Here is a 25,292-nt window from a genome sequence, read left to right as displayed (position 1 = left end):
CCACCGTGCTCACCCGCCCGCGCGAACCAAACCGCTTTCGTAGGCGAACACGACCGCGTGCACACGGTCGCGCAGCGAGAGCTTCGCGAGGATCCGGCCGACGTGGGTCTTCACGGTCGTCTCCCCGATGTAGAGCTTCGCGGCGATTTCGGAGTTCGTCAGGCCGCGCGCGATGAGCGAGAGGACGTCCTTCTCGCGTTCGGTCAACGTTTCGAGCCGCGCGCTCTCACCGGCGTCCCGTTCGTCGGCCAGGTAGCGGTCGAGCAGCCGTTTCGTCACCGATGGGGAGACCATCGAATCGCCGCGGAGGACACCTCGGATCGCCACGAGGATCTCGTCGGCGGGCGCGTCCTTGACGAGGAAGCCGCTGGCACCGGCACGCAACGCGGCATACGCGTACTCGTCGAGGTCGAACGTGGTGATCATCAGGACCCGGGTGTCCGGAAGCGACCGGCAGATCCGCTCGGTCGCCGCGACGCCGTCGAGCACGGGCATCCGGACGTCCATCAGGACCAGATCCGGCCGCAGCTTCTCGGCGGCTTCGACCGCTTCGGCGCCGTTGGTGGCTTCGCCCGCGACGGTCAGGTCGTCCTGGCTGGTGACGATCATCCCCATCCCGACCCGGACCAGTTCCTGGTCGTCGCAGATCAGCACCTTCACCGCCGTCATCCCGCCTCCACCACCAGATTCGCGGCGACCCGGTAGCCACCGTCGCGGGTAGGTCCGGTGTCGAGGGTGCCGTGGAACATCTCGACGCGCTGGGTCATGCCGGCGATCCCCCGGCCGGACGACGGGAGCCGCGGCGCGACGGGTTCGCTCCCGCCGGTGTTCGTCACCTCGATCCGGACGTTCCGGCGGTGGCCGCCCTGGCCGAAATCGATCTCGACCTGGCCGCTCGCGTCCCCCGGCGCGTGTTTGATCATGTTGGTCAGCGACTCCTGGACGATGCGGTATGCCTGCAGCGCTGCGCTCGGCGGCAACCCCTCGGCGTCCCCGGTGACCTGAAGATCCACCTCCCGTCCGCTCGCGCTGACCTGCGCGACCAGGTCGCGAAGCTCCGCGACGGTCGGCTGCGGGCTTCGGGCGGCTTCGCCGGCATGGAGGACTTCCAGCAGACGGCGCAGCTCGGCGAGCGCGTCGCGGCCCGCCTTGCCGATCGTGTCGAGTGTCCGGTCGACGACCTCGGGATCCTTGTCGCGCATGAGTTTCGCGCCCTCGGCGTTGATCACGATGACACTCACGCTGTGCGCGAGGACGTCGTGCAGTTCGCGGGCGATGCGGGTGCGTTCCTCGGCGACGGCGGCCCGGGCGCGGGCCTCCTGCTCGGACGCGGCCAGCTCCGCCTTCGTCGCTTCCTCCGCCGAAAGCCGTTGCCGCGCACGGAAGAACTCGCCGAGCGCCCAAGCGGCGACGTGCAGCGGGATCGTCGCGCCGATGGCGAGCCAGGAGCCCTGTTCGGTGGTGACGCCCCAGACGAGACCCCACGTGACGTCGAGGATGACGATCGCGCCGGCGATCAGCGCGGCGAATCGGCGGTTGCCCGCGCGGACCAGCGTGTAGAGCGCGACGGCCATGGCCAGTTCGCCCCGGCCGCGGTCGTAGGCCCACAGTTCCGTCGTGTACTGCGCGGTGACCCCGGCGACGATCAGCACCGCGACGATCTCGGGGTGGCGCCGCCGCCAGAGCAGCGGGACGAGGAAGAGGTACGGCACCAGCAGGACGGCCTTGGGGGCCGACGACGATCCTGTCGGCGCGAGGAAGACGAACCACGCGTACAGGGGAAGGTCGGTCACCCACGGGTGGGCGCGGAGCCGGTCGAGCAGCCTTTGCACCGTTCGAACGTAACCCCGCCCGGCACGGGAGCGCGTCGTCCTGGGGTACTCCCGGGGTCCTCCCACGGGAGGACGGAATCGGCCGACGAAGCCGACGCGGAGCGACGAAACCCGTTCCTAGCGTCGGGAACATGTCGATCACCAGGGAATTCCTCCGCCATCCCGTCTTGACCGGGGCCGTCGCGGCCAGCTCCCCGAAACTCGCGGAGGCCATGACCGCGGGCCTCGGCCTGGAAAGCGCGAGGCTCGTCGTCGAACTCGGCCCCGGGACCGGTGTGTTCACCGGCGCCGTCGTCCGCCGCCTGCCACCGGGCGCGCGGCTGATCGCGGTCGAGATCAATCCGCGGCTGGCGCGGGAACTGCGGTCCCGGCACGGGGACGTCGAGGTCGTCGAGGGGTCCGCCGAAAACTTGCTTTCGTATGTGGACGAGGCCGCCGACGTCGTGGTCTCCGGGCTGCCGTGGACGGTCATGCCCGGTGAACGGCAGCTGCGGATCCTCGATCAGGTCACGGAGATCCTCGCGCCGCATGGACGGTTCACGACGTTCGCCTACGCGCACGCGGCCTGGACGACGCCCGCCCGCAGGTTCGGCGCGGCGCTGCGGGACCGGTTCGCGGTGACCGGCCGGACCCCGTTGGTCTGGCCGAACCTGCCGCCCGCCTTCGTACATCGCGCGGCGCTGCCACAGAAGGCGGGGAGGCGTCGTGGACAGCCTGCTGCGGCCGCTTCTTGAGTCGCCGCCCGTGCTCGTCTACCTCGTCTGCGGCGCCCTGATCTTCCTGGAAACCGCGCTGCTGCCGGGAATCGTGCTGCCGACGTTGTCCAGCCTGCTGCTGATGGGGTTCCTCGCCGGACGGGGCACGCTCGACCTGCCGATGGCGTTGACGGTCGCGATCGGCGCCGCCGTGGCGGGCGACCAGATCGCCTTCCTGGAGGGGCGGCGGCTGGGCCCGCGGCTGCGGACCACGCGGTTCGGGCGGCGGTTCGGCCGGGATCGGTGGGAGCGCGTGGAGCGGGCCGTCGCCCGGTTCGGCGTCCCGGCCGTGATCGCCGGCCGCTGCCTGGCCGGGGTGCGGACCGTCGTGCCGCGTATCGCGGGAGCCGCCGAGATGCCGTACCGGCGGTTCGTGCCCGGCAGTGTCTGCGCGGCCGTCGTGTGGGCGTGCGCCGAGCTGTTCTTGGGCCACGCGGGCGCTTGGGTCAGCGGGTGAGGATCGCCGCCGTCTCGGCGTCGGCGGGGAGGAACGTCTCCAGTTTCAATTCCGAAACCGTGACATCGGCGGCGGTCGCGAACGTCGTGATGGCCGTGATCAGCCGCAGCTCGCCCGCGGAAGTGGACAGGCGCATCGGCACCGCGAAACCGAGGTGATCGGGCCCGGGCGGACCGGGAGCCGGAACGTAACCTTCGAGTTCGGCCAGCAGCGCGGTGAGCCGCTCGTCGGGCGCGTGGGCGATCTCTTGGGTCAACCGTTCCAGGATGTGCCGGGCCCAGTCCGCGAGGTTGCGCACCCTCGGCGCCATCCCCTTCGGGTGCAGCGCGAGCCGCAGGGTGTTGACCGGTTCCTCCAGCAGTTCCGGCGCCACGTCCTCGAACAGCAGGTCGAGCGCGTCGTTGCGGGCGACGAGCACGCCGTAGCGGTCGACCACGATGGCCGGATACGGGCGGTGCCCGTCGAGCAGCCGCCGCATACCGTCGAGGACCGGCCGCAGGCTCGGATCGTCCAATTCGGTTTCGGGGAAACCGGGGGCGAACCCGGCCGCGAGCAGCAGGCCGTTGCGTTCACGCAGGGGCAGTTCGAGCGATTCGGCGACGCGCAGCACCAGGCCGCGACCGGGGATCGACCGGCCGCCTTCCAGGAAACTCACGTGCCGTTGCGTGGTCCCGGCCCGGATCGCCAGCTCCAGCTGGGAAAGCCGCCGTCGTTCGCGCCAGCCCCGGAGCGCGGGGCCGAATCCGGAAACCATGGCGTCATCTTGGCCGAGACGTCGTCGGCGTCGCCATTCCCTCGAAGGAATTGAGACGATTCCCCGCCGCGGAGATGCTTCCGGCATGAAATTCGGTCTGGTCGTCCCCAGTTATCGGTCCACCCTCGACGCCGGGCGCACCGCGCCGGAAATGGTCGCCATCGCGGTCGAGGCCGAACGCCTCGGCTTCGATTCGGTCTGGGTCGGCGACACTCTCGCGAAGGCGCCCATCGATTCCTTGACGTTGCTCGGCGCGTTCGCCGCCAGAACCGAGCGGGTCACCCTCGGCACCGCCGCGCTGCTGCCGGCGTTGCGGGATCCGCTCCTTTCCGCGAACGCGATCCTCTCACTCGACCTGCTCAGCCAGGGCCGCGTCACGCTCGGCGTCGGTGCCGGATTCGCGGGTCGCAGCGAACCCGAGTTCGCGTTCACCCGGGTCCCGTGGGAACGCCGCCGCGCCCGCCTCGACGACATCGTCGCGTTGTGGCGGCACGTGTGGAGCGGGAAGAGCGGGCCGTTCCACGGCGACGTGCTGCACTACGACGCCTTGCCGGAGTACCCGGAACCGCACCGTCCCGGTGGCCCGCCGGTGTGGCTGGCCGCCTTCACCCCGGGCGCGCTGAAACGTGCGGGGCGGCTCTACGACGGCTGGTTGCCGTACCCGCCCGACGTCGCCGACTACACCGACGGCCTCGCGAAGATCCGCGAAACGGCCGTACGCCCCGTGACACCGGCGTTGTTCGCGACGGTGCTCATCGAGGATGACCCGATCAGGGCACGCGAGCGGCTGGAGGACTACGCACAGCGGAACTACGGCGTCCCGCTGGACTTCGTCGAGAAGATCCAAATGCTGGTCGCGGGCAGCCCGGAGCAGGTCGCCGACCGGTTGCGCGAGTACCAGGACGCGGGTGCCGAACACATGCTGATCCGTATCGCGACGCAGGAACCGGCCGAGTTCGACGAGCAGCTCCCGAAGGTGTTCGACGCCTTGCCCCGGTAATCGCGCGGCGGACTGTCGGTGCCCCCACGTAGGCTGGGACGGTGACAAACGCTCCATTGTCCGGACTCCTTCATTCCATCCTTCCCGATCCGGCCCTTCGCGGGGTCGTAGAGCGGGCCGGTGCCCCGGTGCTCGAACTCCAGGGCGCGATCGCCACCCGCCAGCTGGTCGCCGGTGCCCTCGCCGCGGACGAGGGCGCCGGCCGCCCCGTGCTCGCGGTGACCGCCACCGGCCGCGAGGCGGACGAATTGACCGCTTCCCTGAAGTCGTTCCTCGGCGAAGGCGCCGTCGTCGACTTCCCGTCCTGGGAGACGCTGCCGCACGAGCGGCTGTCCCCGCGGGCGGACACCGTCGGGCGGCGGCTGGAGGTGCTGCACCGGCTCAAGACGGGCTCGGACGGTCTGCGCGTCGTCGTCGCGACCGTCCGCAGCCTGATCCAGCCGATGGCGCCCGGGCTCGGTTCGCTCGCGCCGATCGACCTGGTCGTCGGCGAGGAGCAGAGCTTCGAAGGGTTGCTGGAGCGGCTGGTCGAGCTCGCGTACACGCGGGTGGACATGGTCGAGAAGCGCGGCGAGTTCGCCGTGCGCGGCGGCATCCTCGACCTGTTCGGGCCGACGGCGCAGCATCCGGTGCGGGTCGAGTTCTGGGGCGACGAGGTCAGCGAGATCCGCGCGTTCGCGGTGTCGGACCAGCGGTCGCTGCCCGGGGAGATCCAGCACGTCAGCGCGCCGCCGTGCCGTGAGCTGCTGCTCACCGAGCCGGTCCGCGCGAAGGCCGCCGAGCTCGCGACGACGTACGAGGCGGACGCGCAGCTCACCGAGATGCTCACCAAACTCTCCGGCGGGATCCCCGTCGAGGGTATGGAGGCGCTCATCCCCGTGCTGTGCGAGGGCGAGCTGGACCTGCTGACCGACGCGATGCCCCAGGGCACGCACGTCCTGCTGGCCGATCCGGAGAAGATCCGCGCCCGCGCGGCCGATCTGGTCCGCACCGGGCAGGAGTTCCTCGAAGCGTCCTGGACCACGGCCGCCGCGGGCGGTCAGGCGCCGATCGACCTCGGGGCGTCCGCGTACCGGGACCTCGCGGAGATCGCGAAGCACGCTCAGGAGACGAAGCGCCCTTGGTGGACGTTGACGCAGCTGGCCAGCGACGATCCCGACGTCTACCGCGTCTCGATCGAGGCCGCGCCGAACTATCGCGGCGAGGTCGAGCGCGCGACGACCGATCTGCGCGCCCACACGGCGGCAGGCGGGACGGCTGTGCTCGTCGTCGCCGGGCACGGCACCGCGGCCCGCGCCGTCGAGCAGCTGTCGGCGGGAGATGTCCCCGCGTCGCTCGCCGAAGGCATCACCGGTCCGCTGACGGCCGGCGTCGTGACGGTGACGTGCGGCGGTCTGTCGGACGGTTTCGTCTCGCCGGAGCGCGCCCTCGTGGTGCTGTCCGAATCGGACCTCACCGGTCGCGGCTCGGGCGCGGGAACGTCCACAAAGGACTTCAGTACCAAGATGCCGTCGCGGCGCCGCAACGCCGTCGACCCGCTCGCCCTCAAGGCGGGCGACTACGTCGTGCACGATCAGCACGGCATCGGCCGGTTCGTCGAAATGGTGCAGCGCACCGTCGCCGGCGCGACCCGCGAGTACCTGCTGCTGGAGTACGCCTCCTCCAAACGCGGGCATCCGGGGGACCGGCTGTTCGTCCCGACCGACCAGCTCGACGAGGTCTCCCGCTACGTCGGTGGCGAGCTGCCCACGCTGAACAAGCTCGGCGGATCGGACTGGAAGAACACCAAGGCCAAGGCGAAGAAGGCGGTCAAGGAGATCGCCGCCGAACTCGTGCAGCTCTACGCCGCGCGGCAGGCCGCGCCGGGGCACGCGTTCGCGCAGGACACCCCGTGGCAGGGCGAACTCGAGGACGCCTTCCCGTTCACCGAGACCAACGACCAGCTCGCCGCGATCGACGAGGTCAAGTCGGATATGGAACGCGGCGTCCCGATGGACCGCGTCATCTGCGGCGACGTGGGCTACGGCAAGACCGAGATCGCGGTGCGCGCGGCGTTCAAGGCGGTGCAGGACGGCAAGCAGGTCGCGGTGCTGGTGCCGACGACGCTGCTCGCGCAGCAGCACCTCAACACCTTCACCGAACGGATGAGTTCGTTCCCGGTGAAGATCAAGGGGCTCTCACGGTTCACGAACAAGGCCGAGTCCGACGCGATCCTTGAGCAGCTGGCCGCGGGCGACGTCGACATCGTGATCGGCACGCACCGCCTGCTGCAGACCGGGATCCGGTACAAGGATCTCGGCCTGGTGATCGTCGACGAGGAGCAGCGGTTCGGCGTCGAGCACAAGGAGCACATCAAGGCGCTGCGGACCCACGTCGACGTGCTGACCATGTCGGCGACGCCGATCCCGCGGACGCTGGAGATGTCGCTCGCCGGCATCCGCGAGATGTCCACGATCCTGACGCCGCCCGAGGACAGGCATCCGATCCTGACCTACGTCGGCGCGTACGACGACAAGCAGGTCGGCGCCGCGATCCGGCGCGAGCTGCTGCGTGACGGCCAAGTCTTTTACGTGCACAACAGGGTCTCCTCGATCGAGAAGGCCGCGAAGCGCATTCGCGAACTGGTGCCGGAGGCGCGCGTCGTCACCGCGCACGGGCAGATGAACGAGGAGAAACTCGAGAAGATCATCCAGGGTTTCTGGGAGAACGAGTACGACGTGCTCGTCTGCACCACGATCGTCGAGACCGGGCTGGACATCTCGAACGCCAACACGCTGCTGGTGGAACGCGGTGACCTGCTGGGGCTCGCGCAGTTGCACCAGTTGCGCGGCCGGGTCGGGCGTGGGCGCGAGCGCGGGTACGCGTACTTCCTGTATCCGCCGGAGGCACCGCTCACCGAGACGGCGCACGACCGGCTCGCGACCATCGCGCAGAACACCGAACTGGGCGCGGGTATGGCCGTCGCGATGAAGGACTTGGAGATCCGCGGCGCGGGCAACATCCTCGGCGCGGAGCAGTCCGGGCACATCGCGGGAGTCGGTTTCGACCTGTACGTGCGGCTCGTCGGCGAAGCGGTCGACGCGTTCCGCCGGCACGCGGGCGCGGAAACCTCCGAAGAGGAGGAGCTCGCCGAAGTCCGCGTCGATCTCCCAGTGGACGCGCACATCCCGCACGACTACGTGCCGGGCGAGCGGCTGCGGCTGGAGGCGTACCGCAAGATCGCGGCCGCTCCCGACCAGGCCGGGCTCGACGCCGTGCGCGAGGAACTGATCGACCGCTACGGTCAGCCGCCCGCCCCGGTGCGGAGGCTGCTCGCGGTCGCCGCGTTCCGGCACACCTGCCGTGCGGCGGGCGTCACCGAGGTCGCCGTCCAGGGCACGTCGATCCGGTTCGCGCCGCTGCCGCTGGCGGATTCGCAGATGGTGCGGCTGAAGCGCTTGTACCCCAAGGCTCTCTACAAGGCGGTGACGAACACGGTCTCCGTGCCGAAGCCGACGGAGGGCCCGGCCGGTGGTCGCATGGGCGCCCCGGCGCTGCGCGACGAGGAATTGCTGGACTGGTGCGCGAAGCTGCTGACGAATCTGATGAAGTCGCCGGCGCCCGTCGCGTAGACGGCGTGCCTGTCCGTGACGGCCTCCTTGAGGGACCCAGAGTCCGTCATGGGGGCCTTCACGGACTTTCGGTGCTCGCGAGAAGCCGAATCGCGACTTATGACCTGGTTCTCTCGCCGGGGCCGGTATGAGAGGGTAGGCCCTGTGATGCGGATCATGGGGCGCCGTCGCGCGCTGGTCGGGGTTCTTGCCGGTTCTCTCCTTCTCGCCGGATGCAACGCCGGCCCCGGGCAGGTCGGTGCCGCGGTGATCATCGACGGCAAAACCGTTTCGGTGGATCGCGTGCAGCAGCTGATCGACAAGGCCGTCCGTGAACACCCGTACGGGCAGCAGCTCGCCGCCGAGCACAAGCTCGACCTCGTCGGCCGCGAGATCGTCCGGCAGGAGATCCTGCACGACCTCACCGAGCGCGCCGCTCAGCGGGAAGGCGTTCGGGTCGACGAGTCCCTCGTCGTGAACGCGCTGCAGAACGACCCGCTGGCCAAGCCGATGGAGGCCAACCCGCAGAACGATCCCGCGCTGAGCGTCCAGCAGCTCGTGGCGCGGGTGCGGGACCACCGCGACGCCCTGGTCGACGCGGCGCTGCAGACCCAGCTCGCGATGAAGTACCTCGACAAGCTCACCGTCACGTTCGATTTCAGCTCGGTCTCCTCGACCGACGCCACCGGTTCCGACGCGGACAAGCTGCGCGAGCAGGCGATCGAGAAGGCCAAGAAGTTCGCCGCGTCGCCGAACGCGGCCGCCGAGCTGATCGCGCAGGACCAGCAGACCGCCGACACGCAGGCGGGCACCGGCCAGAAGCTGCCGGCGATGCAGTCGCCCGCGACCGCGGCCACCGTCCTGTTCGGTCTCGAACCCAACACCGTCGCCGCCTTCCAGCCGACACCGCAGCAGCCGCTTTGGGTCGTCGTCGTGATGCGCGAGCGGGCCGCGGACAAGCCCGTCGCGTCGGACCAGGCCACGCAGCCGACCGCTCAGCAGCTGGCAGGAGTGGGTATCCGGCTCCTCCAGCCGTACCTCGACCAGGTCGACCTCAAGGTGAACCCGCGCTATGGCGTGTGGGATGTTGTCGGCATGGACCTCGCGCCCAACGAAGCTTCGAAGAAGGGCATCGTGCTGCCTGTGCACGGTGCCGCGCCGCAAAACCCGTGACCGCTGCCGTCGTCGTGATCGCCCGCGGGGCGACACTGCCCGCCGCGGCACTCCCGATCCTGCGAAGCAGCGCCGCCGTGTACGCGGCTTCCGATGTCGATCCCGACGTTTTCGGGGTGCCCTCGCTCGGTGACACGCAGGTGCGCGACCTCGTGCTCATCGCGGGTTCGCGCCGGGAAGCCAAGGCCGCGGCGCTGATCAGGGCGGGTGCGCGGGTGATCGAAGGACCTGTTCCGCCGCTGGTCGAGGCCGCCGAGGTGATGGACCGCCTGCGTTCGCCGGGCGGATGTCCGTGGGACGCCGTCCAGACCCACGAATCGCTGCGCCAGTACCTGGTCGAGGAGACCTACGAGCTGCTCGACGCGATTGAGGAGGGCGACAGGGTCGCCTTGCGCGAGGAGCTCGGCGACGTCCTGCTCCAGGTGCTCTTCCACGCGCGCGTCGCCGTCGAGGACGCGGCCGATCCGTTCGGGATCGACGAGGTCGCGTCCGGACTGGTCGCAAAACTGGTCGGACGTCATCCGCACATATTCAGTGACGCTCCGCGGGTCGAGACCGTCAGCGATCAGAACCTCAAATGGGAAGAACTGAAGCAGGCCGAGAAGAGCCGTCAGTCCATTGTGGACGGTGTGGCACTCGGGCAGCCCGCCGTGGCACTCGCCGGGAAGCTCGGCCAGCGCAGCGGCCGGGCCGGGATCCCGCTCGACCTGTTCCCCGACGGCGCCGAGGCGGCGGCCCAGCTGTTCCGGGTGGCCGCGACCGCGCGCCGGGCGGGGATCGATCCCGAAGGCGAGCTCCGCGCTGTCGCGAAGCGGTTCGCGCGCGACATCCGGGACGCCGAACAGGCCGCGCGGGACGCCGGCCTGGAGCCGACGACGCTGGAGGCCGACGGCTGGCGCAAGTTCTGGCCGAGCTAGATCGTCAGCACGAGTTTGCCCCGGACGCGTCCGGACTCGCTCAGTTCGTGTGCCTTCGCCGCCTGTGCGAGGGGGAGGACCTCGGCGATCGAGACGCGTAGTGAACCGGCGTCGGCCAAAGTGGCGATTTCGGCCAGATCGGTTCCGGACGGGGCGACGTAGAACTCGTCGAAACGGACCCCGAGCTCCGCGGCTTTCCGCCGGACCTCCGTCCGGTCCGGGCCGTGCCCGACGATGTCGATCAGCGAACCGCCCGGTTCGAGTATGTCGAGCGACCGGGGACCGTAATCCCCGGAGATCGGGTCCAGTACGACGTCCACGACCTGCGATTTCGAAAAATCGTCGGCCGTGTGGTCGATGAGTTCGTCGGCGCCGAGGTCGCGCAGGAACGCGTGGTTCGCCGCCCTGGCGGTTCCGATGACGTACGCGCCACGGGCCTTCGCGATCTGGACGGCGAGATGTCCGACCCCGCCTGCCGCGGCGTGGACGAGCACACGGTGTCCCGGTCCGACCGGGAACACCTTGGTGAACGGCTGCCACGCGGTCAATGCCGCGATCGGGAGCGCGGCCGCCTCGACGTGATCGAGACTTTTCGGTTTCGGCGCGAGCGCGTCTTCGCTGACCGCGATGTACTCGGCGTACGAGCCGTTCGGCGGGAAGGTGACGCCGTAGACCTCGTCCCCCGGCTGGAACCGTGTCCCGGCCGAATCCACCACACCCGAGAAATCGAGACCGACGGTCAGTGGCAGTTCGCCGATGACCAGCCCGTTCCGGATCTTCCAATCGGCCGGATTGACCCCGGCCGCGTGGACGCGCACCAGGACCTGGCCCGCTCCCGGAACGGGTTTTTCGGATTCGGTGAGTTCGAGGACGCCGGGTCCGCCGAAGGAGTCTTGCTGGATCTTCCGCATGGAAATGAGCATTTCGCGGTCGGTACCTGTTGTGAAGTAGGCACTCCACTGATATCTAGGTACCTCATGGGTACCTTCGACGAGCGGCGGTTGTTCGAGGAATGGGTGGCCGTGCACGGCCGTGACTGCCCGTCCAGGACGGTCATCGAAGTGCTCGCGAACAAATGGGCGCTCTACGTCCTCGGCGCGATCCGGCGCTACGAACGGCCGATGCGGTTCAGCGAACTTCGCCGATTGCTCGACGGGATCACGCAGAAGATGCTGACCCAGACGCTCCGCTCGCTGGAGCGGGACGGGCTGATCCGGCGCGACGTCTATCCCACCGTTCCGCCGCGGGTGGAGTACGGGCTCACGCCGCTCGGCGTCGATGTCGGCAGGCTGACGAACGCCGTCGCCGAATGGGCCGTCGAAAACGTCGACCAGATCCTCGCTTCACGCTCCGCTTTCGACGAGAAAGCCGCCGAAGCCGTCCGGCCGCTGTGATGCGGAACACAATCGGGTGAGAACCGTTTCGGTGATCTCGGCGTCTTGCCGGATGTGAAGGGAACGGAACCGGACGAAGAGCAGCTCGTCCGCCGCACCGCCAAAGGCGACCGTGCGGCGTTCGAGGAGCTCTACCGCCGCACGTCGCCGTGGCTGGCCGTGCGCCTGCGTCGTCGCTGCGCCGACGAACAGATCGTCGCCGAGGTGATGCAGGAGACCTACCTCGCGGTCTGGCGCGCGGCCGGCGCGTTCGCCGGTGCGGCCGTCGGCGGAAGCGCCGTCGGCTGGCTGTGGACGATCGCCGCGAGGCGGCTGGTCGACGCCTTCCGCCGCCGGGCGAAGTTCGCGCAGCCGCTGCCGGTCGCGGAAACGGCCGTTGCACCCGCGGCCGAAGACGAGGCGCTGGCCGGTGCGGTCGGTGACCACGTCGGTGACGCGCTGCGACGGCTCGCTCCCGAACTCCGGCAGGTCCTGCAGGCCATGGTGCTCGACGGGCTGACCGTCCGCGAGACCGCGGTCCTGCTCGGCGTGCCGGAAGGAACCGTCAAAACCCGCGCCAGGCGGGCTCGGATCGCGATGCGGGAGGCGCTGTCGTGAACAAGGAACACGTGTCCGAACAGCTCCTCGCCGGTTACGTCCTCGGCGACGACGGCTTGGCCGGTGACGAGGTCTGGGCGGTCGAGGCACATCTCGAATCGTGCGCGGAATGCCGGGGGCGGTTGTCCGCCCTCAGCCTGCCGTCGGTGTCCGCGCTGGTGGACGACGTCTGGGCCGGGCTGGGGCCGAAACTCGCCGAAGCGGGGCCGAGCCCGATGCGGAGGCGGTGGGCCGGGCGGCTGCACACCTGGGTGACGCCGGTGATGCTGCCGTGGCTGGTGATGATCCTCCTGATCCCGGCGATCGGTGTCCTGCTGGACGGGGTCGGGTTCACCGGGAGCAAGGGCTACTCGTTCGTCCAGCTGTTCTCACCGGTCCTGCCGGTGCTCGGGGTGGCGGTGTCGTGGGCGAAGGGGCTCGACCCCGCGTACGAACTCGTCACTTCGACGCCGAGAGCCGGGCTCTACCTGCTGCTCCGCCGGACGACGGCGGTCCTCGCCGTCGTCTTGCCGATCCAGGCCCTTTCCAGCTGGCTCGGCGGCGGCGGATTCGGGCTCGGTCTCCTGCCGAGCCTGGCCTTCACCACCGGGACGCTCGCGCTCGGCGGGCTGATCGGCGTGGTGCGGGCGGCCTATGTCCTCGCCGGGGTCTGGGTGGCGGTGATCTTGGCGCCCGCGGTGGCTTCGCAAGGACGTGCCACCGCGCTCGAACCCCGGCTGCTCCCGGTGTGGGGCGCGATCTTCGCGGTGACCGCGGTCGTGGTGGTGCTCCGGCGGAGCGTCTTCGGCCTGCTCACCGGATCCGAACGTTGAACGAAGGGGAGAACATGATGCGTGCTGTCGGGGCCGCGGAGGTCGCGCCGACGACCTACGCGTGGCAGATCAAGGCGGAGGGACTGAAGGTCCGGGTCGGCAAACGCAAGTTCGCCGTGAACGGGCTCGACCTGGACCTCGGCACGGGGGTGCACGGTCTGCTCGGCCCGAACGGGGCCGGGAAGACCACGCTGATCCGGGCACTGGCGACGGTGCTCCGGCCGGCGGAGGGCGGGCTGGCGCTGCTCGGTGAATCCGTCGGGGGGTTCACCGATCAGCGCCGCCTGCGCCGCCGGATCGGCTATCTGCCGCAGAATTTCGGTTTCTACAAGCGATTCACCGTCCGTGAGTTCGTCGAATACATCGCCTGGCTCAAGGAAATGGCAGGAGAGGACATCCCAGGCGCGGTGCAACGGTCGATCGAACGCGTCGGCCTCGCCGATCGCGCCGACGACCGGATGAAGACGCTGTCCGGCGGAATGGTGCGGCGGGTCGGGATCGCGCAGGCGATCGTCAACGATCCGGACATCCTCCTGCTGGACGAGCCGACCGCCGGACTCGATCCGGCGCAACGAGTGCGCTTCCGTGAGCTCATGCAGGAACTGGGCCGGGACGCCTGCGTCGTCGTCTCGACCCACCTCGTCGAGGACGTCGCGACGGCGTGCACCGACGTCGTCCTGTTCGAAAACGGGAAGCTCGTCTTCCAGGGCACTCCGGACGAACTGGCCGCCGCCGGAAGCGCGGAGCACGTCGGCGACAGCCCGATCGAGCGCGGCTACTCGGCGCTGCTGGGGCACGAGCCGGGGAAGGGGAACTGGTGAACACTCGCGTCCTGCGGACCGAAGCCCGCCGTTCCATCGCCCCTTGGGCCACGCTCGCCATTCTCGTCGTCGCGTTCGGCTTCCTCTACTCGTTCAGCGGTCCGTGGACGAAGGTGCCACTCGCCTGGGACGAGCACTGGACGCACGCCGCTGAATGGAGCCGGTTCCTGCTGGTGTTCCTGTGGCCGATCGCGATCGGCGCCGGTGTCATCCAAGGCATGCGCGACAAGCGGTCCGGCACGGTCGAACTCATGGCCACCATGCCGCGCCCCGGCTGGCAGCGGGCCGCGAAACTCGCCGGCGCGCTGGGCGGCCTGCTGGTGCTGGGCTATCTGCTGATCTTCGCCGTCGGTGCCGTCCAGGCCGCCTTCAACGGCGGGTTCTTCACCTTCGGCTGGCTGCCGATCGTCGTGGTCGGGGTGCTCGCGATGCTCGCGGGCGCCTGGATCGGGCTCGGGATCGGCCGGTCGCTGCCCCATCCGCTGACCGCGCCCGCGGTGGCCGTCGCCGCGTTCGTAGCCGTTCTCCTGTTCCAGTTCGCCGGGGCGGAGGGCAGCGCGCTGGCCGGGTTCGTGCCGTTCCGGGTCTCCTTGCTCTCGCCCGCGATGGATGTCGTCAGGGATCCGTTCAAGACCACGGCGGGCTGGATGGATCTCGGCCAGGGAGTCTGGCTCGCCGGACTGGCCGTGACCGGATTTCTCCTGCTGGCTGCCCGCTCCAAGCGGGCGAAGGGGCTCGCCGTCGTCCCCGCGCTGGCGGCGGTCGTGATCGCTTTGCCCGTTCTTCCCGGCAGCACGGCCGAAGCCGAAGTCGCCGACCCGGACGCGACGGAGATGGTCTGCGACGGCCCGGTCTGCGTCCCGCGCATGTTCGAGGCCGAACTGCCTCGCCTCGCCGAGCCGGGCAAGAAAGCGTTGAGGCTGTTGGGAACTTTGCCGGACGCGCCCGTCAAGGTCACGGCACTGGACCGGCGGCTGGGCTACGACGAGGTGCCGCCGCGTGCCGCCGACACCGTCTACGTGGACCTGGTGGATTGGTCCATCCGTTCGATCGTGAATCCGGATGAGGTGACGCGGACACTGGTCGCCGGCGCAGGGACGCCGACCTGTTACGCCGTGAGTGGTGGTGACCGGTCCTTCTCGGACGAACTCACCGCGCGGGCGATCTCGTCGAGCTGGTTCCTCGGCGAGTGGGAGATGGACAGGGGTTCGCGGCTGGGCGACAGGATATGGAACGAGGTCCTCCGGAACTGGGAGATCTTCCGTGCCCTGCCGCCCGACGTGCAGCGCACGCGGATCATCGCGCAGCGGCAGGCGGGCCTGACCTGTCAAGGCAACCAGCTCGGCATCCTCCTCGGGGGCGCCCGATGAGATGGGCGGTGCTGTACGCGCGGTCACGCGCCATGCCCGCGTCGTTCGCGGGGCTGGCGGTGAGCATGGCGGCGCTCTGGTTCCTGGCGCGGGACCGCTGGTCGGAGATCCCGGTTTCGCTGGCGCTTCTGGTGGCGATCGCGGTGACCACCGTCGGTCTCAGCGGGCAGGACACCGATCTCGACCGGACCGCCGCGATCCGTTGGGCGCCGCGCCGTGTCCTCCATCTCCTGCTGATCGGCGGACTCGGCCTCGGTGCGGCGCTGCTGCCGCGGCTGTGGGAAGTGGAGCGGGCCCCGGTGGAGTTCATCGTGCGGAACGCGGGTGGGCTGCTCGGTCTCGCCGGGATCGCCGCGGTGGTGTTCGGTGGAGCTTTCGGGTGGACGTTGCCGATGCTCGGGTTCGCGGTCTCGTTCGTGGTGTGGGCCACCACGTCGAGTACGGAGAGCGCGCATCGGGTGATCACCTGGCTCTTCCAGCCGGCCGGTGTCGCCGAAGCCACGTGGACGGCCGTGGTGCTGGCCGTGGCGGGCCTCGGGATTTACGCGGTCTTCGGTAACCGCCGCTGAAATGTCATGAAAGGGCCGTTCCTGACGTTCTTCGTCAGGAACGGCCCTTTCATGACATCCGAAGGGCTCAGACGTTCCGGTTGTGCGGAACGAGATCGAGCGGGTCGTGGTCCGGGTCGTCGACGCCGAGGCTGATGATCCGCGACGGGTGGATCCGGATCACCGCGCCGTCGAAATGCCCGTCGGCCGTGCGGGCGCCGGTGAGCGCCTCGGCCCGGCCGCGGATCTCGAGGCAGCGGATCCGCGGCGGGTCCTGTGAAGGCATGTCGTCCACCACGAACGCGGCCTGCCCGTTCGCGGCCACGTTCCGGAACTTCTTGCTCTTCGCCAGTTCGTAGCCGGTGATGTCGATCGTCTTGGTCTCGGTGTTGTAGGCGTAGCCGACGGGGCTGACCTGCAGCGTGCCGTCCGGCTGCGCCGTCGCGAGCCGTCCGAGACCTTGGGCGGCGAGGTAGTCGAGTTCCGCTTCACTGAACATGAGCCCAGTGTGCGACCTCCACTTAACTGGAGGTCAAGAGAACAGGCCCTCGCCCCAGAAACCGCCTTCGCGCACGCCCGGCGGCACGGCGAAATGAGCGGATCCGGTGTGCTGCAGGTACTCCATCATCGCGTCCTTCGACGACAGCGCCTGCTGCATCGGCACGAACTGCTTGCGCGTGTCCCGGTTGAAGGCGAGGAAGAACAGCCCGGCTTCGAGATGCCCGACACCGTCGGAACCGTCGACGAAGTTGTAGCCACGCCGCAGGATCCGTGCCCCGTTCAGGTTTTCGTGCGAGGCCAGCCGGACGTGGGAGTCCTCCGGGATCAGCTTCTCGCCGCCGGCGCCGCCGACCTGGAAATCGGGGGTGTCGAATTCGGCGGCCTGGCCCAGTGGCGCGCCCGCGCCCTTCGACCGGCCGACGATCCCTTCCTGGCCCTTCAACGATTCCCGGTCCCAGGTCTCGATGTGCATCCGGATCCGCCTGGCCACCAGGTACGACCCGCCCGCCATCCACGGCTGCCCGTCTTCGGCCGTCGCCCACACCTGGTCGCGCAGGACGTCGGTCTCCTCGGCCTTGATGTTGCGCGTCCCGTCCTTGAACCCAAACAGGTTCCGCGGCGTGGACTGCGCCCGCGAGGTCGACGAGCTGCGGCCGAAGCCGAGCTGCGACCAGCGCACCGCGGTGACACCGAAACCGAGCCGCACCAGGTTCCGGATGGCGTGCACCGCCACCTGCGGATCGTCCGCGCAAGCCTGGATGCAGATGTCGCCGCCGCTACGCGTGGGATCGAGCTTGTCCTGAGGGAACAGCGGGAGGTCGATCAACGCGGCGGGCCGTTTCGAGGCGAGCCCGAACCGGTCGTCGAACAGCGACGGGCCGAAACCGATCGTCAGCGTCAGCGAGGACGCCGCCAGATCGAGTGCCTCGCCGGTGTCGCTCGGCGGGGCGGCGGGGGCGCCACCGACGGCGCCTCCCGTCCCGACCTCCTGGCCCGCGGTCATCCGCCGCGCCGCGTCCGTCCACGTGCGCAGCAGCTTGACCAGCTTTTCGCGATCCTTCGTCGTCACGTCCAACGCGACGAAATGCAGGTTCTCCTGCACGGGAGTCACGATCCCGGCCTGGTGCTCGCCGTGGAACTCGACGACGCTCTGCGCCGCCTGCGCCGGGCTGTCCCCGCCGAGGAGCTGGTTCGCGCCGAAGCCCGCCGCGGCCCCGGTTCCGACCAGGGCGGCGCCCGCGCCCGCCATGCCGAACAGCTTCCGGCGGGTGACCGGGGTGTGCTCCGCGCCGGTCATTGCGCCGCGACCTCGGCGACCTTGCTCAGCGGTTCGCTCAGCGCGTCCACCGCCGACGCGAATTCCTTGACCTGGTCCTGGCTCAGCGTGGTGTACAGCTTGAAGCCGTCGCCTTCACGCTGCTTGTCCAGCAGTGCCTGCACGTTGCCGAACTCCTTGTCCAAAGTGGACACCAAGGCCGGGTCCTTCGCCTGCAGAAGCGGGCGCAGCGAGGCGATCGCGGCCTTCGACCCGTCGAGGTTGCCCTGGAAGTCCGAGAGGTCGGTGTGCGAGAACGCCTCCTCCTCGCCGGTGATCTTGCCGGTGGCGATCTCGTCGAGCAGTTCCTTGGCGCCGTTGGCCAGGTCGAGCGCGTTCAGCTCGATCGACGCCGACTTGGTCACCAGCTCCTTGACGTCGGCGACGAGCTGATCGGCGATTTGCGGCGAGTCGGCCTGCAGGCCGGTCACCCAGAGATCCTTCTCCAGCCGGTGGAACCCGGTGAACTTCTGGCCCGGTTCGAGGTCGGCCTCGCGCGCGTCGATCTTCGGGTCGAGGTCGCCGAACTTCTCGGCCACCGGCTCGACCCGCTCGAAGTAGACGCGCGTGCGGGCGTACGCGGCCTTCGCCTCGTCGACCTTGCCCGCCTTCACCAGCGCGACGAACTTGGCGGTCTCCTCGTCGAGCGCCTTGGTGTTGTTCGCGACGTACTCCGCGTAGCTCTTGACCGCCTGCGCCTTCTGCGAGTTCGGGTCGTTCTGCTTCGCTCCGCCGCCGGTGACGGTGAAGTCGCCGCGGATGCCGGTGCCGGTCATACCGGGTTTGCACGCGGTCTGGTACTTGCCCGCTTCGGCGACCTCGACGATGAGCCGCCGGTTCAGCCCCGGCGCGATGTTCTCGACCTCGCCCATGATCCGGTCGCCCTCGGCGTAGAGGTAGAACTCGGTGACCTTGGTGCCCTTGTTGGTGATCTCGAAGGTCACGTTGCCCGCGTTCGCGGTGGTCACCGAGACGGCGCAGGCCGAGTCGGAGGCTTCGACCTTGATCGGGCCGCCGGCCGCGGTGGGCGCATCCTCGCCGCCACCGCAGGCGGTGAGCACGATGGCGCCGACGCCGGCGAGCGCGACGAGCGGGAATCGACGAGACACGAGGGTCACTCCTTGATCGCGGCCGCGGCGGGTGCCGTGGCCTTCTTCTTGGGCCTGAGGAACAGCGGCAGCACGATCGCCACGTAGGCGACCCAGGCGACGGCCTGCAGGACCGTCGTCTGCTGCGAGTAGTTGAAGATCCCCTTGAGCAGCGCGCCGTACCAGCTGTCCTCCGGCAGGACGGCCGACGCGTCGAACGCGAGCGTGGTCAGCCCGGGCAGGAAGGCGGCCTCCTGCAGGTCGTGCAGGCCGTAGCCGAGGACGCCCGCCGCGACGAACACCAGCAGGACACCGGTGATCGTGAAGAACTTGCCGAGGTCGAACCGGACGGCGCCGCGGTAGATCAGGTACGCCAGCACGACCGCGACGAGGATGCCCGCGCTGAAACCGATCAACGGTTCGGTCGTGCCGCCCTGCGCGGTCTGCACGGTGGAATAGAAGAACACCGCCGTCTCCAGGCCTTCGCGGCCGACGGCGAAGAACGACAGGACGAGCACCGCGACCGGGCCGACGTCGAGCGCTTCGTCGAGCTTCCCGCGCAGTTCCGCGGCGATCGTCCTCGACGCCTTGCGCATCCAGAAGATCATCGCCGTCACGAAACCGACCGCGACGATCGACAGCGTGCCACCGAGCAGTTCCTGCTGTTCGAAGGTCAGCTGGGCGGTCGAGTAGGTGAGGATCGCGCCGACCCCGACCGACAGCGCGACCGCGACGCCGACCCCGAGCCAGACCCAGCGCAGCGCGTGCCGTCGTTCGGTCTTGACCAGGAACGCGACGAGGATGCTGACGACGAGGGCCGCTTCGAGGCCTTCACGCAGGCCGATGAGCGCACTCGCGAACCACACGTCGTTCTCCCTGGTCGTGCCGACTGAACCTCCTGGTTTTAGGTAAGGCTTCCCTGAAAGTCCAGGGGGAGTGACACGGTCCAGAACTGGACGAAACGCTTGAAGAGACCTTGATCGGACGGGGTGTTTTGAAGCATTCCCAGGTCAGCGTGAACTCGGTGCTTCAGATAACGAATCGGCCGCCGAGGACCGGTTACCGATTCGCTTTACCGTCAGTTGGCTTCGTAAGCCGAATGGGTCATCGCCCGGAAGTGTGGCGAAGTAACCTGTCCGGGTGGCCGAAACCGCCCAGAGCACCGACGCCCCGGAGCATCCAGCGCGCCCTCTGCCGCCGTACGTCCCCAGGCTCGCCTTCGCGGGCGGGCTCGTGCTCACGGGCGTGGTGCTGATCATGACGGTCGGGGTGAACCGGCCTGCCGGTGAGGAACCGCCTCCGGCGCCTCAGCCCCAGCCCGCGCTCGCCGTTCCCGACCAGAAGCCGCAGCCCGGGGCGGCGACGCCGCGTGCCGGGCTTGCCGCGCCGCCCGACCGGCCCACCGTTTCCGACGCGGCCGAATTGGAGACTTGGGCGAAGCGCGTGGCCGCGAAGACCCGGCTCTCCGTCACCGACCTGTCCGCCTACGGCCGCGCCGAGATGTGGCTGCGGCGGCAGAAGCCGGGCTGTCATCTCTCGTGGGCGACCCTCGCCGGAATCTCCCACGTCGAGACGGCGCAGGGCAGGCCCGGCCCGATCACGCTCGCGCCCGAGATCTGGGCCAAGCACTCCGCCCGGGCCAGGAGCGACGGCAAACAGCCGGATCCGAAGGACCTCGACGACGCCGCCTTCGCCACCGCCCGCTACCTCTGCGCCGCCGGAGACGACGTCGCCACCCCGGACGGCTGGTGGAAGTCGATGCGGGTGTTCAACCCCGCGGTGCCCTACGTCCAGGAAGTCTTCAGTGCGGCCGACACCTACGCGGACGCCAGCGTCGCGCCCTGATCTTCGAGCACCAGATCGAAGTTGAGCGCCGTCGCCATCCGGTAGGCGTCGCCCGCCGCGACGACGAGCTGCGCCATCGGATCGACGACGTTCCCCGCCGCCCAGACACCGTCCACGTTCGTGCGGCCCTGCGCGTCCACCGCGATCGAGCCGCTTTCGGTCCGGGCGCAGCCGACCTGGGCGAGCAGCCGGTCGTGCGGGACGAACTTCGGGCCGACGAACACGACGTCGCGTTCGACGAATTCGCCGTCGACGAGCCGGACGCCGGTCAGCCGGTCGTTTTCGACGGCGAGCTCGGACACCTTCCCGTCGACGATCCGGATGCCCAGCCCGGTCAGCTTCGCCCGGTCTTCGGCCGAGACCTGCTGTGTATGCGTGAAGAAGGTCAGGTCCTTGCTCCACTGCCAGACGATCAGCGCCTGGTGGACCGACTTGTCGGACGTGGCGAGCACGCCGAACCGCTGATCGCGCACTTCCCAGCCGTGGCAGTACGGGCAGTGCAGCACGTCGGCGCCGAACCGCTCCGCGACGCCGGGGACGTCCGGCAGTTCGTCGGCGAGCCCGGTGGTCACCACGATCCGCCGTCCGCCGACGACCCGTCCGCTCGCCAGTTCCACCGCCTTGTCGTGCCGCAGCCGGTGGACGACGTCGTCGATGATCTCGACGCCGTACGCGCGGACTTCGTCACGGCCTATCTCCCGTAGTTCTTTGGGCGGGATGCCGTCCCTGGTCAGGAAACCGTGTGCGTGCGCGGCGGGCGCGTTGCGCGGGGTGCCGCCGTCGATCACGGCCACCTTGCGCCGCGCCCTGCCCAGCACCAAAGCCGCGCTGAGGCCCGCGACGCCACCACCGATGATCACCACGTCGAATTCTTCGTTCATGGTCCCGAGCATCCGGATCTCTGCGAAAGTTGGCAAAGTTCATTGCCGATTTGGCAAACTGAAGACATGGAGGACATCGAACGGCGGCTCGCCGAGGTCGGCCCGAAGCTCAAGGCCCTTCGCAAGGAACGCGGCACCACCCTCTCCGCGCTGTCGGAGGCGACGGGGATCTCCGCCAGCACGCTCTCGCGGCTCGAATCGGGCACGCGGAAGGCCACACTGGAGTTGTTGCTCACGCTGTCGGCGGCGCATCAGGTCCCGCTCGACGAACTGGTCGGCGAGCCCGAACCCGCCGATCCGAGGGTCCGGATGAAGGCGCAGAAGTTCGGCCGGTTCACCGCGTGGGCGCTGACCGCGCAGCCTGGGCAGCCGCAGGCGTTCAAACTGCTGATCCCGGTCGAGGACATCGAGCCGGTGCAGCGCACCCACGAGGGCTACGAATGGATGTACGTCCTCAGTGGACGGTTGCGGGCGCTGCTCGGCGATCGCGATTTCACGATGGGCCCCGGCGAGGCCGCGGAGTTCGACACGCGGGTGCCGCACTGGTTCGGCAGCGCCGGTCCGGGGCCGGTGGAGCTGCTGGTGCTGTTCGGCAAGCAGGGCGAACGGGCGCATCTGCGGGCCAGGTCGAAATGAGAGCAAAGGTCCCTTGCTCCCCGGCAGCTCAGTCGCGCAACGCGATCCGCGCGCTGACCTCGCTGATCGCCTCCAGATACTCCGGGATCGGATGCATCGCCGACGCTATCCGCATCTGCGCGAGCGCCTCGGTCAACCGGCCGAGGCGCTGGAGGGTCCGTCCGAGTACGAACCGCGCGTAATGATCGGTGGGATCCAGCTCCAGCACCCGGGTGAAGGCACGCTCGGCCCGCCGCAACTGTGCGGAGTGGAAGTACGCGCGGCCCGCCAGCAACTGAACACTCGGTTTGTCGGTTTCGTGTTCCAGCAAGGGCTCGAGTGCCTTGAGCGCGTCGAGCGGCCTGCGGCTTTCGACCAGCGCCTCCGCCTGACGGAAGGCGCGGAACCGTGACTCACCGGACGGGTCCGGGCCGGGTTCTGGGGCGGGTTCGGCATCCATCATGGTCCGCTCCACGATACGCCTGGGCAGGGCCGATCTCGACTGCTGAAACGGTCATGGTGGACTGTCCTGCCATGAGCAGTACCGAAGCGGATAGGCCCGAAAACGAGCCCGGGTACCTCGGGCTCGCGCCGTACCTCTACTACGCCGACGCCACCGAGGCGGTCGCGTGGCTGGTCAGAGTGTTCGGGTTCACCGAGGAAGTGCGCTTCGCCGACGGCTCCGGAGAGGTGTTCCAGGCCACGTTGTGCGCCGGCCCGGCCAAGATCCAGCTGGCCGGTGTCGGCCCCGAGTACTGGCAGGCCAAGGGCGTCGACGGCCCGGTCGGGCAGCTGAACATCGTCTACGTCGCCGACGCCGACGCGCAGTACGAGCGGGTTCGCGCCGCGCTGGGCGACGACGCCGACATCGACGCGCCCCAGGACCAGCCGTACGGCGCCCGCGTGTTCACCGTCTCCGACATCGGCGGCAACAGCTGGACCTTCTGGCAGCAGTTCTCCGACACGGTCGAGCTCCCGTCGGGCTGGAAGGAAGTCCGGGCGGACGAACCGGCCACGGAGTAGGTACTGCGGAGCGACGCTCCTCCGTTGAGGGTGGCGGTGGGGAGGAAGGTTGGAAAGCCCGGTCGGCGGCTGATGTGGCGCGTGCCTCCAACGGGTGAACTGCGGTGACGGCTAGGCTGGGCCCGGTCACCGCAGGCACAACCCACATGAGGAGCATGGCGTGGCGCTCATCGAGCAGGTAGGCGCTCGCGAGATTCTGGACTCGCGAGGCAACCCGACGGTCGAAGTGGAGGTGGCTCTCGACGACGGCACGCTGGCGCGGGCCGCGGTCCCCTCGGGTGCGTCCACCGGCGAACACGAAGCCGTCGAGCTGCGTGACGGCGACACCGGCCGGTACAACGGCAAGGGTGTCGAGCGCGCGGTCGCGGCCGTCCTGGACGAGATCGGCCCGGACCTGGTCGGCACCGACGCCGTCGACCAGCGCATCGTCGACCAGAAGCTGGTCGACCTCGACGGCACGCCGGCGAAGTCCCGCCTCGGCGCGAACGCCATCCTGGGTGTTTCGCTCGCCGTCGCGAAGGCCGCCGCGGAGTCGGCCGAGCTGGAGCTCTTCCGCTACCTCGGCGGGCCGAACGCGCACGTGCTGCCGGTGCCGATGCTGAACATCCTCAACGGTGGCGCGCACGCCGACACCGATGTCGACATCCAGGAATTCATGATCGCGCCGATCGGCGCCGAGTCGTTCCGCGAGGCCCTGCGCTGGGGCACCGAGGTCTACCACTCGCTGAAGTCGGTCCTGAAGGGCCGCGGCCTGGCGACCGGCCTCGGTGACGAAGGCGGCTTCGCGCCCAGCCTGAAGAACAACCGCGAAGCGCTCGACCTGATCCTTCAGGCGATCGAGAAGGCCGGGTACGCCCCGGGCCGCGACGTCGCGCTCGCGCTCGACGTCGCCGCGACGGAGTTCTTCTCGGACGGCGCGTACACCTTCGAAGGCGCGAAGAAGAGCGCCGAGCAGATGTCCGCCTACTACGGCGAGCTCGTCCGCGACTACCCGCTCGTGTCCATCGAGGACCCGCTGAGCGAGGACGACTGGGACGGCTGGGTCCAGCTGACCACCGAGATCGGCGAGAAGGTCCAGCTGGTCGGCGACGACCTGTTCGTCACCAACCCGGACCGTCTCGAAGAGGGCATCACCCGCCGTGCCGCCAACGCGCTGCTGGTGAAGGTCAACCAGATCGGCACCCTGTCGGAGACCCTCGACGCGATCTCGCTGGCCACGTCCTACGGCTACAAGTCGATGATGAGCCACCGGTCCGGCGAGACCGAGGACACCTTCATCGCCGACCTCGCCGTCGCGACCGGTGTCGGCCAGATCAAGACCGGCGCCCCGGCGCGCGGCGAGCGGATCGCCAAGTACAACCAGCTGCTCCGCATCGAGGAGACCCTCGCCGACGCGGCTCGCTACGCCGGCGACCTCGCGTTCCCGCGGTTCAGCGCCGAGGGATAACGAACGATGGCGGACCGGGGGAGGGCGCGGACGACCCGTCGTGGCGGCGGGCGCGTGAGCGGTGGTGGCTCCAGCAGGGGCCGCCGGCCGGAGCGTGCCCGTCGCACGACGACGACGGAGGTCCGCGCCCGAACCCGGCTGCGCCGCAGCCTGGCGGCGAAACGGGCATCGGGTGCCGCGAAGGTGCTCGGCATGTCCACCACCCGCCGGGCCGCGGTGGTGGCGATCGTGGTGTGCGCGCTCGCGTTCACCATCGCCGTCCCGCTGCGCACGTACCTCAGCCAGAAGTCCGAAGTGAACGAACAGCAGCAGCTGCAGTCCGAACTGCAGCGCAGCGTCACCCAGCTGGAAGGCCGCAAGGCCGAACTGAGCGACCCCGCGCAAATCGAGGCCGAAGCCCGCAAGCGGTTCGGTTTCGTTAAGCCCGGCGAGACGCCGTACATCGTGCAGCTCCCCGAGGACAAGGCGCCCGAGCAGGGACAGCCGCAAGGTCAGCAGCCGGTGCCCGCGGGCTCCTGGTACGAGAAGCTGTGGGATCAGGTCGCGGGCGGCTGAAG

General features: G+C 69.4%; 27 protein-coding genes. 17 read left to right on the top strand and 10 right to left on the bottom strand.

The window, feature by feature from the left end:
• Positions 1-9 precede the first annotated feature (9 nt).
• Both AMK34_RS10755 and AMK34_RS10750 read right to left on the bottom strand, forming a co-directional pair.
• Entirely contained in the window at positions 10-669 is a 660-nt protein-coding gene (locus tag AMK34_RS10755) for a response regulator (protein WP_037340667.1), read from the bottom strand.
• Positions 666-1,832 carry a sensor histidine kinase gene (locus AMK34_RS10750; RefSeq protein ID WP_073844939.1) on the bottom strand — a complete coding sequence of 389 codons (1,167 nt, stop codon included), beginning with the start codon at positions 1,830-1,832 and terminating at the stop codon, positions 666-668. The genes AMK34_RS10755 and AMK34_RS10750 overlap by 4 nt, the downstream gene beginning before the upstream one ends.
• A 131-nt stretch (positions 1,833-1,963) precedes the next feature.
• On the opposite strand from AMK34_RS10750, the gene AMK34_RS10745 reads away from it, so the two are divergent.
• Both AMK34_RS10745 and AMK34_RS10740 read left to right on the top strand, forming a co-directional pair.
• Positions 1,964-2,566: a class I SAM-dependent methyltransferase gene (locus tag AMK34_RS10745; RefSeq protein WP_038508249.1), complete on the top strand. Its 603-nt coding sequence runs from the start codon at positions 1,964-1,966 to the stop codon at positions 2,564-2,566.
• Complete coding sequence (locus AMK34_RS10740; protein WP_038508250.1) at positions 2,538-3,044, top strand: DedA family protein; 507 nt, start codon at positions 2,538-2,540, stop codon at positions 3,042-3,044. Before AMK34_RS10745 ends, AMK34_RS10740 begins: the two co-directional genes overlap by 29 nt.
• On the opposite strand, the gene AMK34_RS10735 is transcribed toward AMK34_RS10740, so the two are convergent.
• The gene (locus AMK34_RS10735; protein WP_038508252.1) at positions 3,034-3,798 is read right to left on the bottom strand and encodes a helix-turn-helix transcriptional regulator; all 765 of its coding nucleotides are present in this window, start codon (positions 3,796-3,798) and stop codon (positions 3,034-3,036) included. The genes AMK34_RS10740 and AMK34_RS10735 overlap by 11 nt on opposite strands.
• An 85-nt stretch (positions 3,799-3,883) precedes the next feature.
• Here AMK34_RS10735 and AMK34_RS10730 point away from each other — a divergent pair, with 85 nt between their 5' ends.
• The 4 genes from AMK34_RS10730 (at position 3,884) to AMK34_RS10715 (ending at position 10,478) form a co-directional block, all read left to right on the top strand.
• Positions 3,884-4,798: an LLM class flavin-dependent oxidoreductase gene (locus tag AMK34_RS10730; protein ID WP_073844938.1), complete on the top strand. Its 915-nt coding sequence runs from the start codon at positions 3,884-3,886 to the stop codon at positions 4,796-4,798.
• 56 nt (positions 4,799-4,854) lie between these two features.
• Positions 4,855-8,409 carry a transcription-repair coupling factor gene (gene mfd / locus AMK34_RS10725; protein ID WP_051972336.1) on the top strand — a complete coding sequence of 1,185 codons (3,555 nt, stop codon included), beginning with the start codon at positions 4,855-4,857 and terminating at the stop codon, positions 8,407-8,409.
• Between the two features lie 147 nt (positions 8,410-8,556).
• Entirely contained in the window at positions 8,557-9,561 is a 1,005-nt protein-coding gene (locus AMK34_RS10720) for a hypothetical protein (protein WP_073844936.1), read from the top strand.
• Positions 9,558-10,478: a MazG family protein gene (locus AMK34_RS10715; protein ID WP_073844934.1), complete on the top strand. Its 921-nt coding sequence runs from the start codon at positions 9,558-9,560 to the stop codon at positions 10,476-10,478. Before AMK34_RS10720 ends, AMK34_RS10715 begins: the two co-directional genes overlap by 4 nt.
• Here AMK34_RS10715 and AMK34_RS10710 read toward each other — a convergent pair.
• Complete coding sequence (locus AMK34_RS10710; protein WP_241832750.1) at positions 10,475-11,389, bottom strand: NADP-dependent oxidoreductase; 915 nt, start codon at positions 11,387-11,389, stop codon at positions 10,475-10,477. The genes AMK34_RS10715 and AMK34_RS10710 overlap by 4 nt on opposite strands.
• A 66-nt stretch (positions 11,390-11,455) precedes the next feature.
• Here AMK34_RS10710 and AMK34_RS10705 point away from each other — a divergent pair, with 66 nt between their 5' ends.
• The 6 genes from AMK34_RS10705 to AMK34_RS10680 are packed head-to-tail and all read left to right on the top strand — an operon-like array spanning position 11,456 to position 16,041.
• Positions 11,456-11,872 carry a winged helix-turn-helix transcriptional regulator gene (locus AMK34_RS10705; RefSeq protein WP_037340693.1) on the top strand — a complete coding sequence of 139 codons (417 nt, stop codon included), beginning with the start codon at positions 11,456-11,458 and terminating at the stop codon, positions 11,870-11,872.
• Between the two features lie 54 nt (positions 11,873-11,926).
• Complete coding sequence (locus tag AMK34_RS10700) at positions 11,927-12,469, top strand: RNA polymerase sigma factor (protein WP_073844931.1); 543 nt, start codon at positions 11,927-11,929, stop codon at positions 12,467-12,469.
• The gene (locus AMK34_RS10695) at positions 12,466-13,281 is read left to right on the top strand and encodes an anti-sigma factor family protein (protein WP_038508264.1); all 816 of its coding nucleotides are present in this window, start codon (positions 12,466-12,468) and stop codon (positions 13,279-13,281) included. The genes AMK34_RS10700 and AMK34_RS10695 overlap by 4 nt, the downstream gene beginning before the upstream one ends.
• Positions 13,282-13,298: 17 nt before the next feature.
• Entirely contained in the window at positions 13,299-14,102 is an 804-nt protein-coding gene (locus AMK34_RS10690; RefSeq protein WP_073846244.1) for an ABC transporter ATP-binding protein, read from the top strand.
• Entirely contained in the window at positions 14,099-15,472 is a 1,374-nt protein-coding gene (locus AMK34_RS10685; protein ID WP_073844929.1) for a hypothetical protein, read from the top strand. Before AMK34_RS10690 ends, AMK34_RS10685 begins: the two co-directional genes overlap by 4 nt.
• A complete protein-coding gene (locus AMK34_RS10680) occupies positions 15,469-16,041 on the top strand; it encodes a hypothetical protein (RefSeq protein WP_073844927.1) in 573 nt (190 codons plus the stop codon). Before AMK34_RS10685 ends, AMK34_RS10680 begins: the two co-directional genes overlap by 4 nt.
• A gap of 67 nt (positions 16,042-16,108) precedes the next feature.
• Here AMK34_RS10680 and AMK34_RS10675 read toward each other — a convergent pair whose 3' ends face one another.
• From AMK34_RS10675 to efeU, 4 genes are read right to left on the bottom strand one after another with little or no spacing between them, the layout of a single operon-like run.
• Positions 16,109-16,519 carry a PPOX class F420-dependent oxidoreductase gene (locus AMK34_RS10675; protein WP_037340705.1) on the bottom strand — a complete coding sequence of 137 codons (411 nt, stop codon included), beginning with the start codon at positions 16,517-16,519 and terminating at the stop codon, positions 16,109-16,111.
• Between the two features lie 33 nt (positions 16,520-16,552).
• Positions 16,553-17,818 carry an iron uptake transporter deferrochelatase/peroxidase subunit gene (efeB, locus tag AMK34_RS10670; protein WP_038508271.1) on the bottom strand — a complete coding sequence of 422 codons (1,266 nt, stop codon included), beginning with the start codon at positions 17,816-17,818 and terminating at the stop codon, positions 16,553-16,555.
• A complete protein-coding gene (gene efeO, locus AMK34_RS10665; protein ID WP_073846243.1) occupies positions 17,815-18,945 on the bottom strand; it encodes an iron uptake system protein EfeO in 1,131 nt (376 codons plus the stop codon). Before efeO ends, efeB begins: the two co-directional genes overlap by 4 nt.
• Positions 18,946-18,950: 5 nt before the next feature.
• Complete coding sequence (gene efeU / locus AMK34_RS10660; RefSeq protein WP_037340711.1) at positions 18,951-19,790, bottom strand: iron uptake transporter permease EfeU; 840 nt, start codon at positions 19,788-19,790, stop codon at positions 18,951-18,953.
• Positions 19,791-20,064: 274 nt separating this feature from the next.
• Here efeU and AMK34_RS10655 point away from each other — a divergent pair, with 274 nt between their 5' ends.
• Complete coding sequence (locus AMK34_RS10655; RefSeq protein WP_073844926.1) at positions 20,065-20,769, top strand: murein transglycosylase; 705 nt, start codon at positions 20,065-20,067, stop codon at positions 20,767-20,769.
• On the opposite strand, the gene AMK34_RS10650 is transcribed toward AMK34_RS10655, so the two are convergent.
• Positions 20,742-21,662: an NAD(P)/FAD-dependent oxidoreductase gene (locus tag AMK34_RS10650; RefSeq protein ID WP_073844925.1), complete on the bottom strand. Its 921-nt coding sequence runs from the start codon at positions 21,660-21,662 to the stop codon at positions 20,742-20,744. The genes AMK34_RS10655 and AMK34_RS10650 overlap by 28 nt on opposite strands.
• A 54-nt stretch (positions 21,663-21,716) precedes the next feature.
• Here AMK34_RS10650 and AMK34_RS10645 point away from each other — a divergent pair, with 54 nt between their 5' ends.
• Complete coding sequence (locus tag AMK34_RS10645; protein WP_007028810.1) at positions 21,717-22,286, top strand: helix-turn-helix domain-containing protein; 570 nt, start codon at positions 21,717-21,719, stop codon at positions 22,284-22,286.
• Between the two features lie 28 nt (positions 22,287-22,314).
• Here the strand turns inward: AMK34_RS10645 and AMK34_RS10640 are convergent, their stop codons facing one another.
• Positions 22,315-22,728, bottom strand: a complete 414-nt coding sequence (locus AMK34_RS10640; RefSeq protein WP_016337278.1) for a tetratricopeptide repeat protein — start codon at positions 22,726-22,728, stop codon at positions 22,315-22,317.
• Between the two features lie 71 nt (positions 22,729-22,799).
• Between AMK34_RS10640 and AMK34_RS10635 the strand changes: the two genes are divergently transcribed.
• The 3 genes from AMK34_RS10635 to AMK34_RS10625 all read left to right on the top strand — a co-directional run bounded on the left by AMK34_RS10635 (position 22,800) and on the right by AMK34_RS10625 (position 25,290).
• The gene (locus tag AMK34_RS10635) at positions 22,800-23,288 is read left to right on the top strand and encodes a VOC family protein (protein WP_073844923.1); all 489 of its coding nucleotides are present in this window, start codon (positions 22,800-22,802) and stop codon (positions 23,286-23,288) included.
• 160 nt (positions 23,289-23,448) lie between these two features.
• Entirely contained in the window at positions 23,449-24,735 is a 1,287-nt protein-coding gene (gene eno / locus AMK34_RS10630) for a phosphopyruvate hydratase (protein WP_038508280.1), read from the top strand.
• Between the two features lie 192 nt (positions 24,736-24,927).
• On the top strand, positions 24,928-25,290 hold the full coding sequence (locus tag AMK34_RS10625) for an FtsB family cell division protein (protein ID WP_123799156.1): 363 nt from the start codon (positions 24,928-24,930) through the stop codon (positions 25,288-25,290).
• The last annotated feature ends 2 nt before the right edge of the window (positions 25,291-25,292 follow it).

Origin of the sequence: Amycolatopsis sp. CB00013 (genome assembly GCF_001905755.1) — a bacterium.
Classification (GTDB): Bacteria; Actinomycetota; Actinomycetes; order Mycobacteriales; family Pseudonocardiaceae; genus Amycolatopsis; species Amycolatopsis japonica.
The sequence above is the reverse complement of the archived record's forward strand: the minus strand, read 5'-3'. Positions and strand labels throughout refer to the sequence as shown.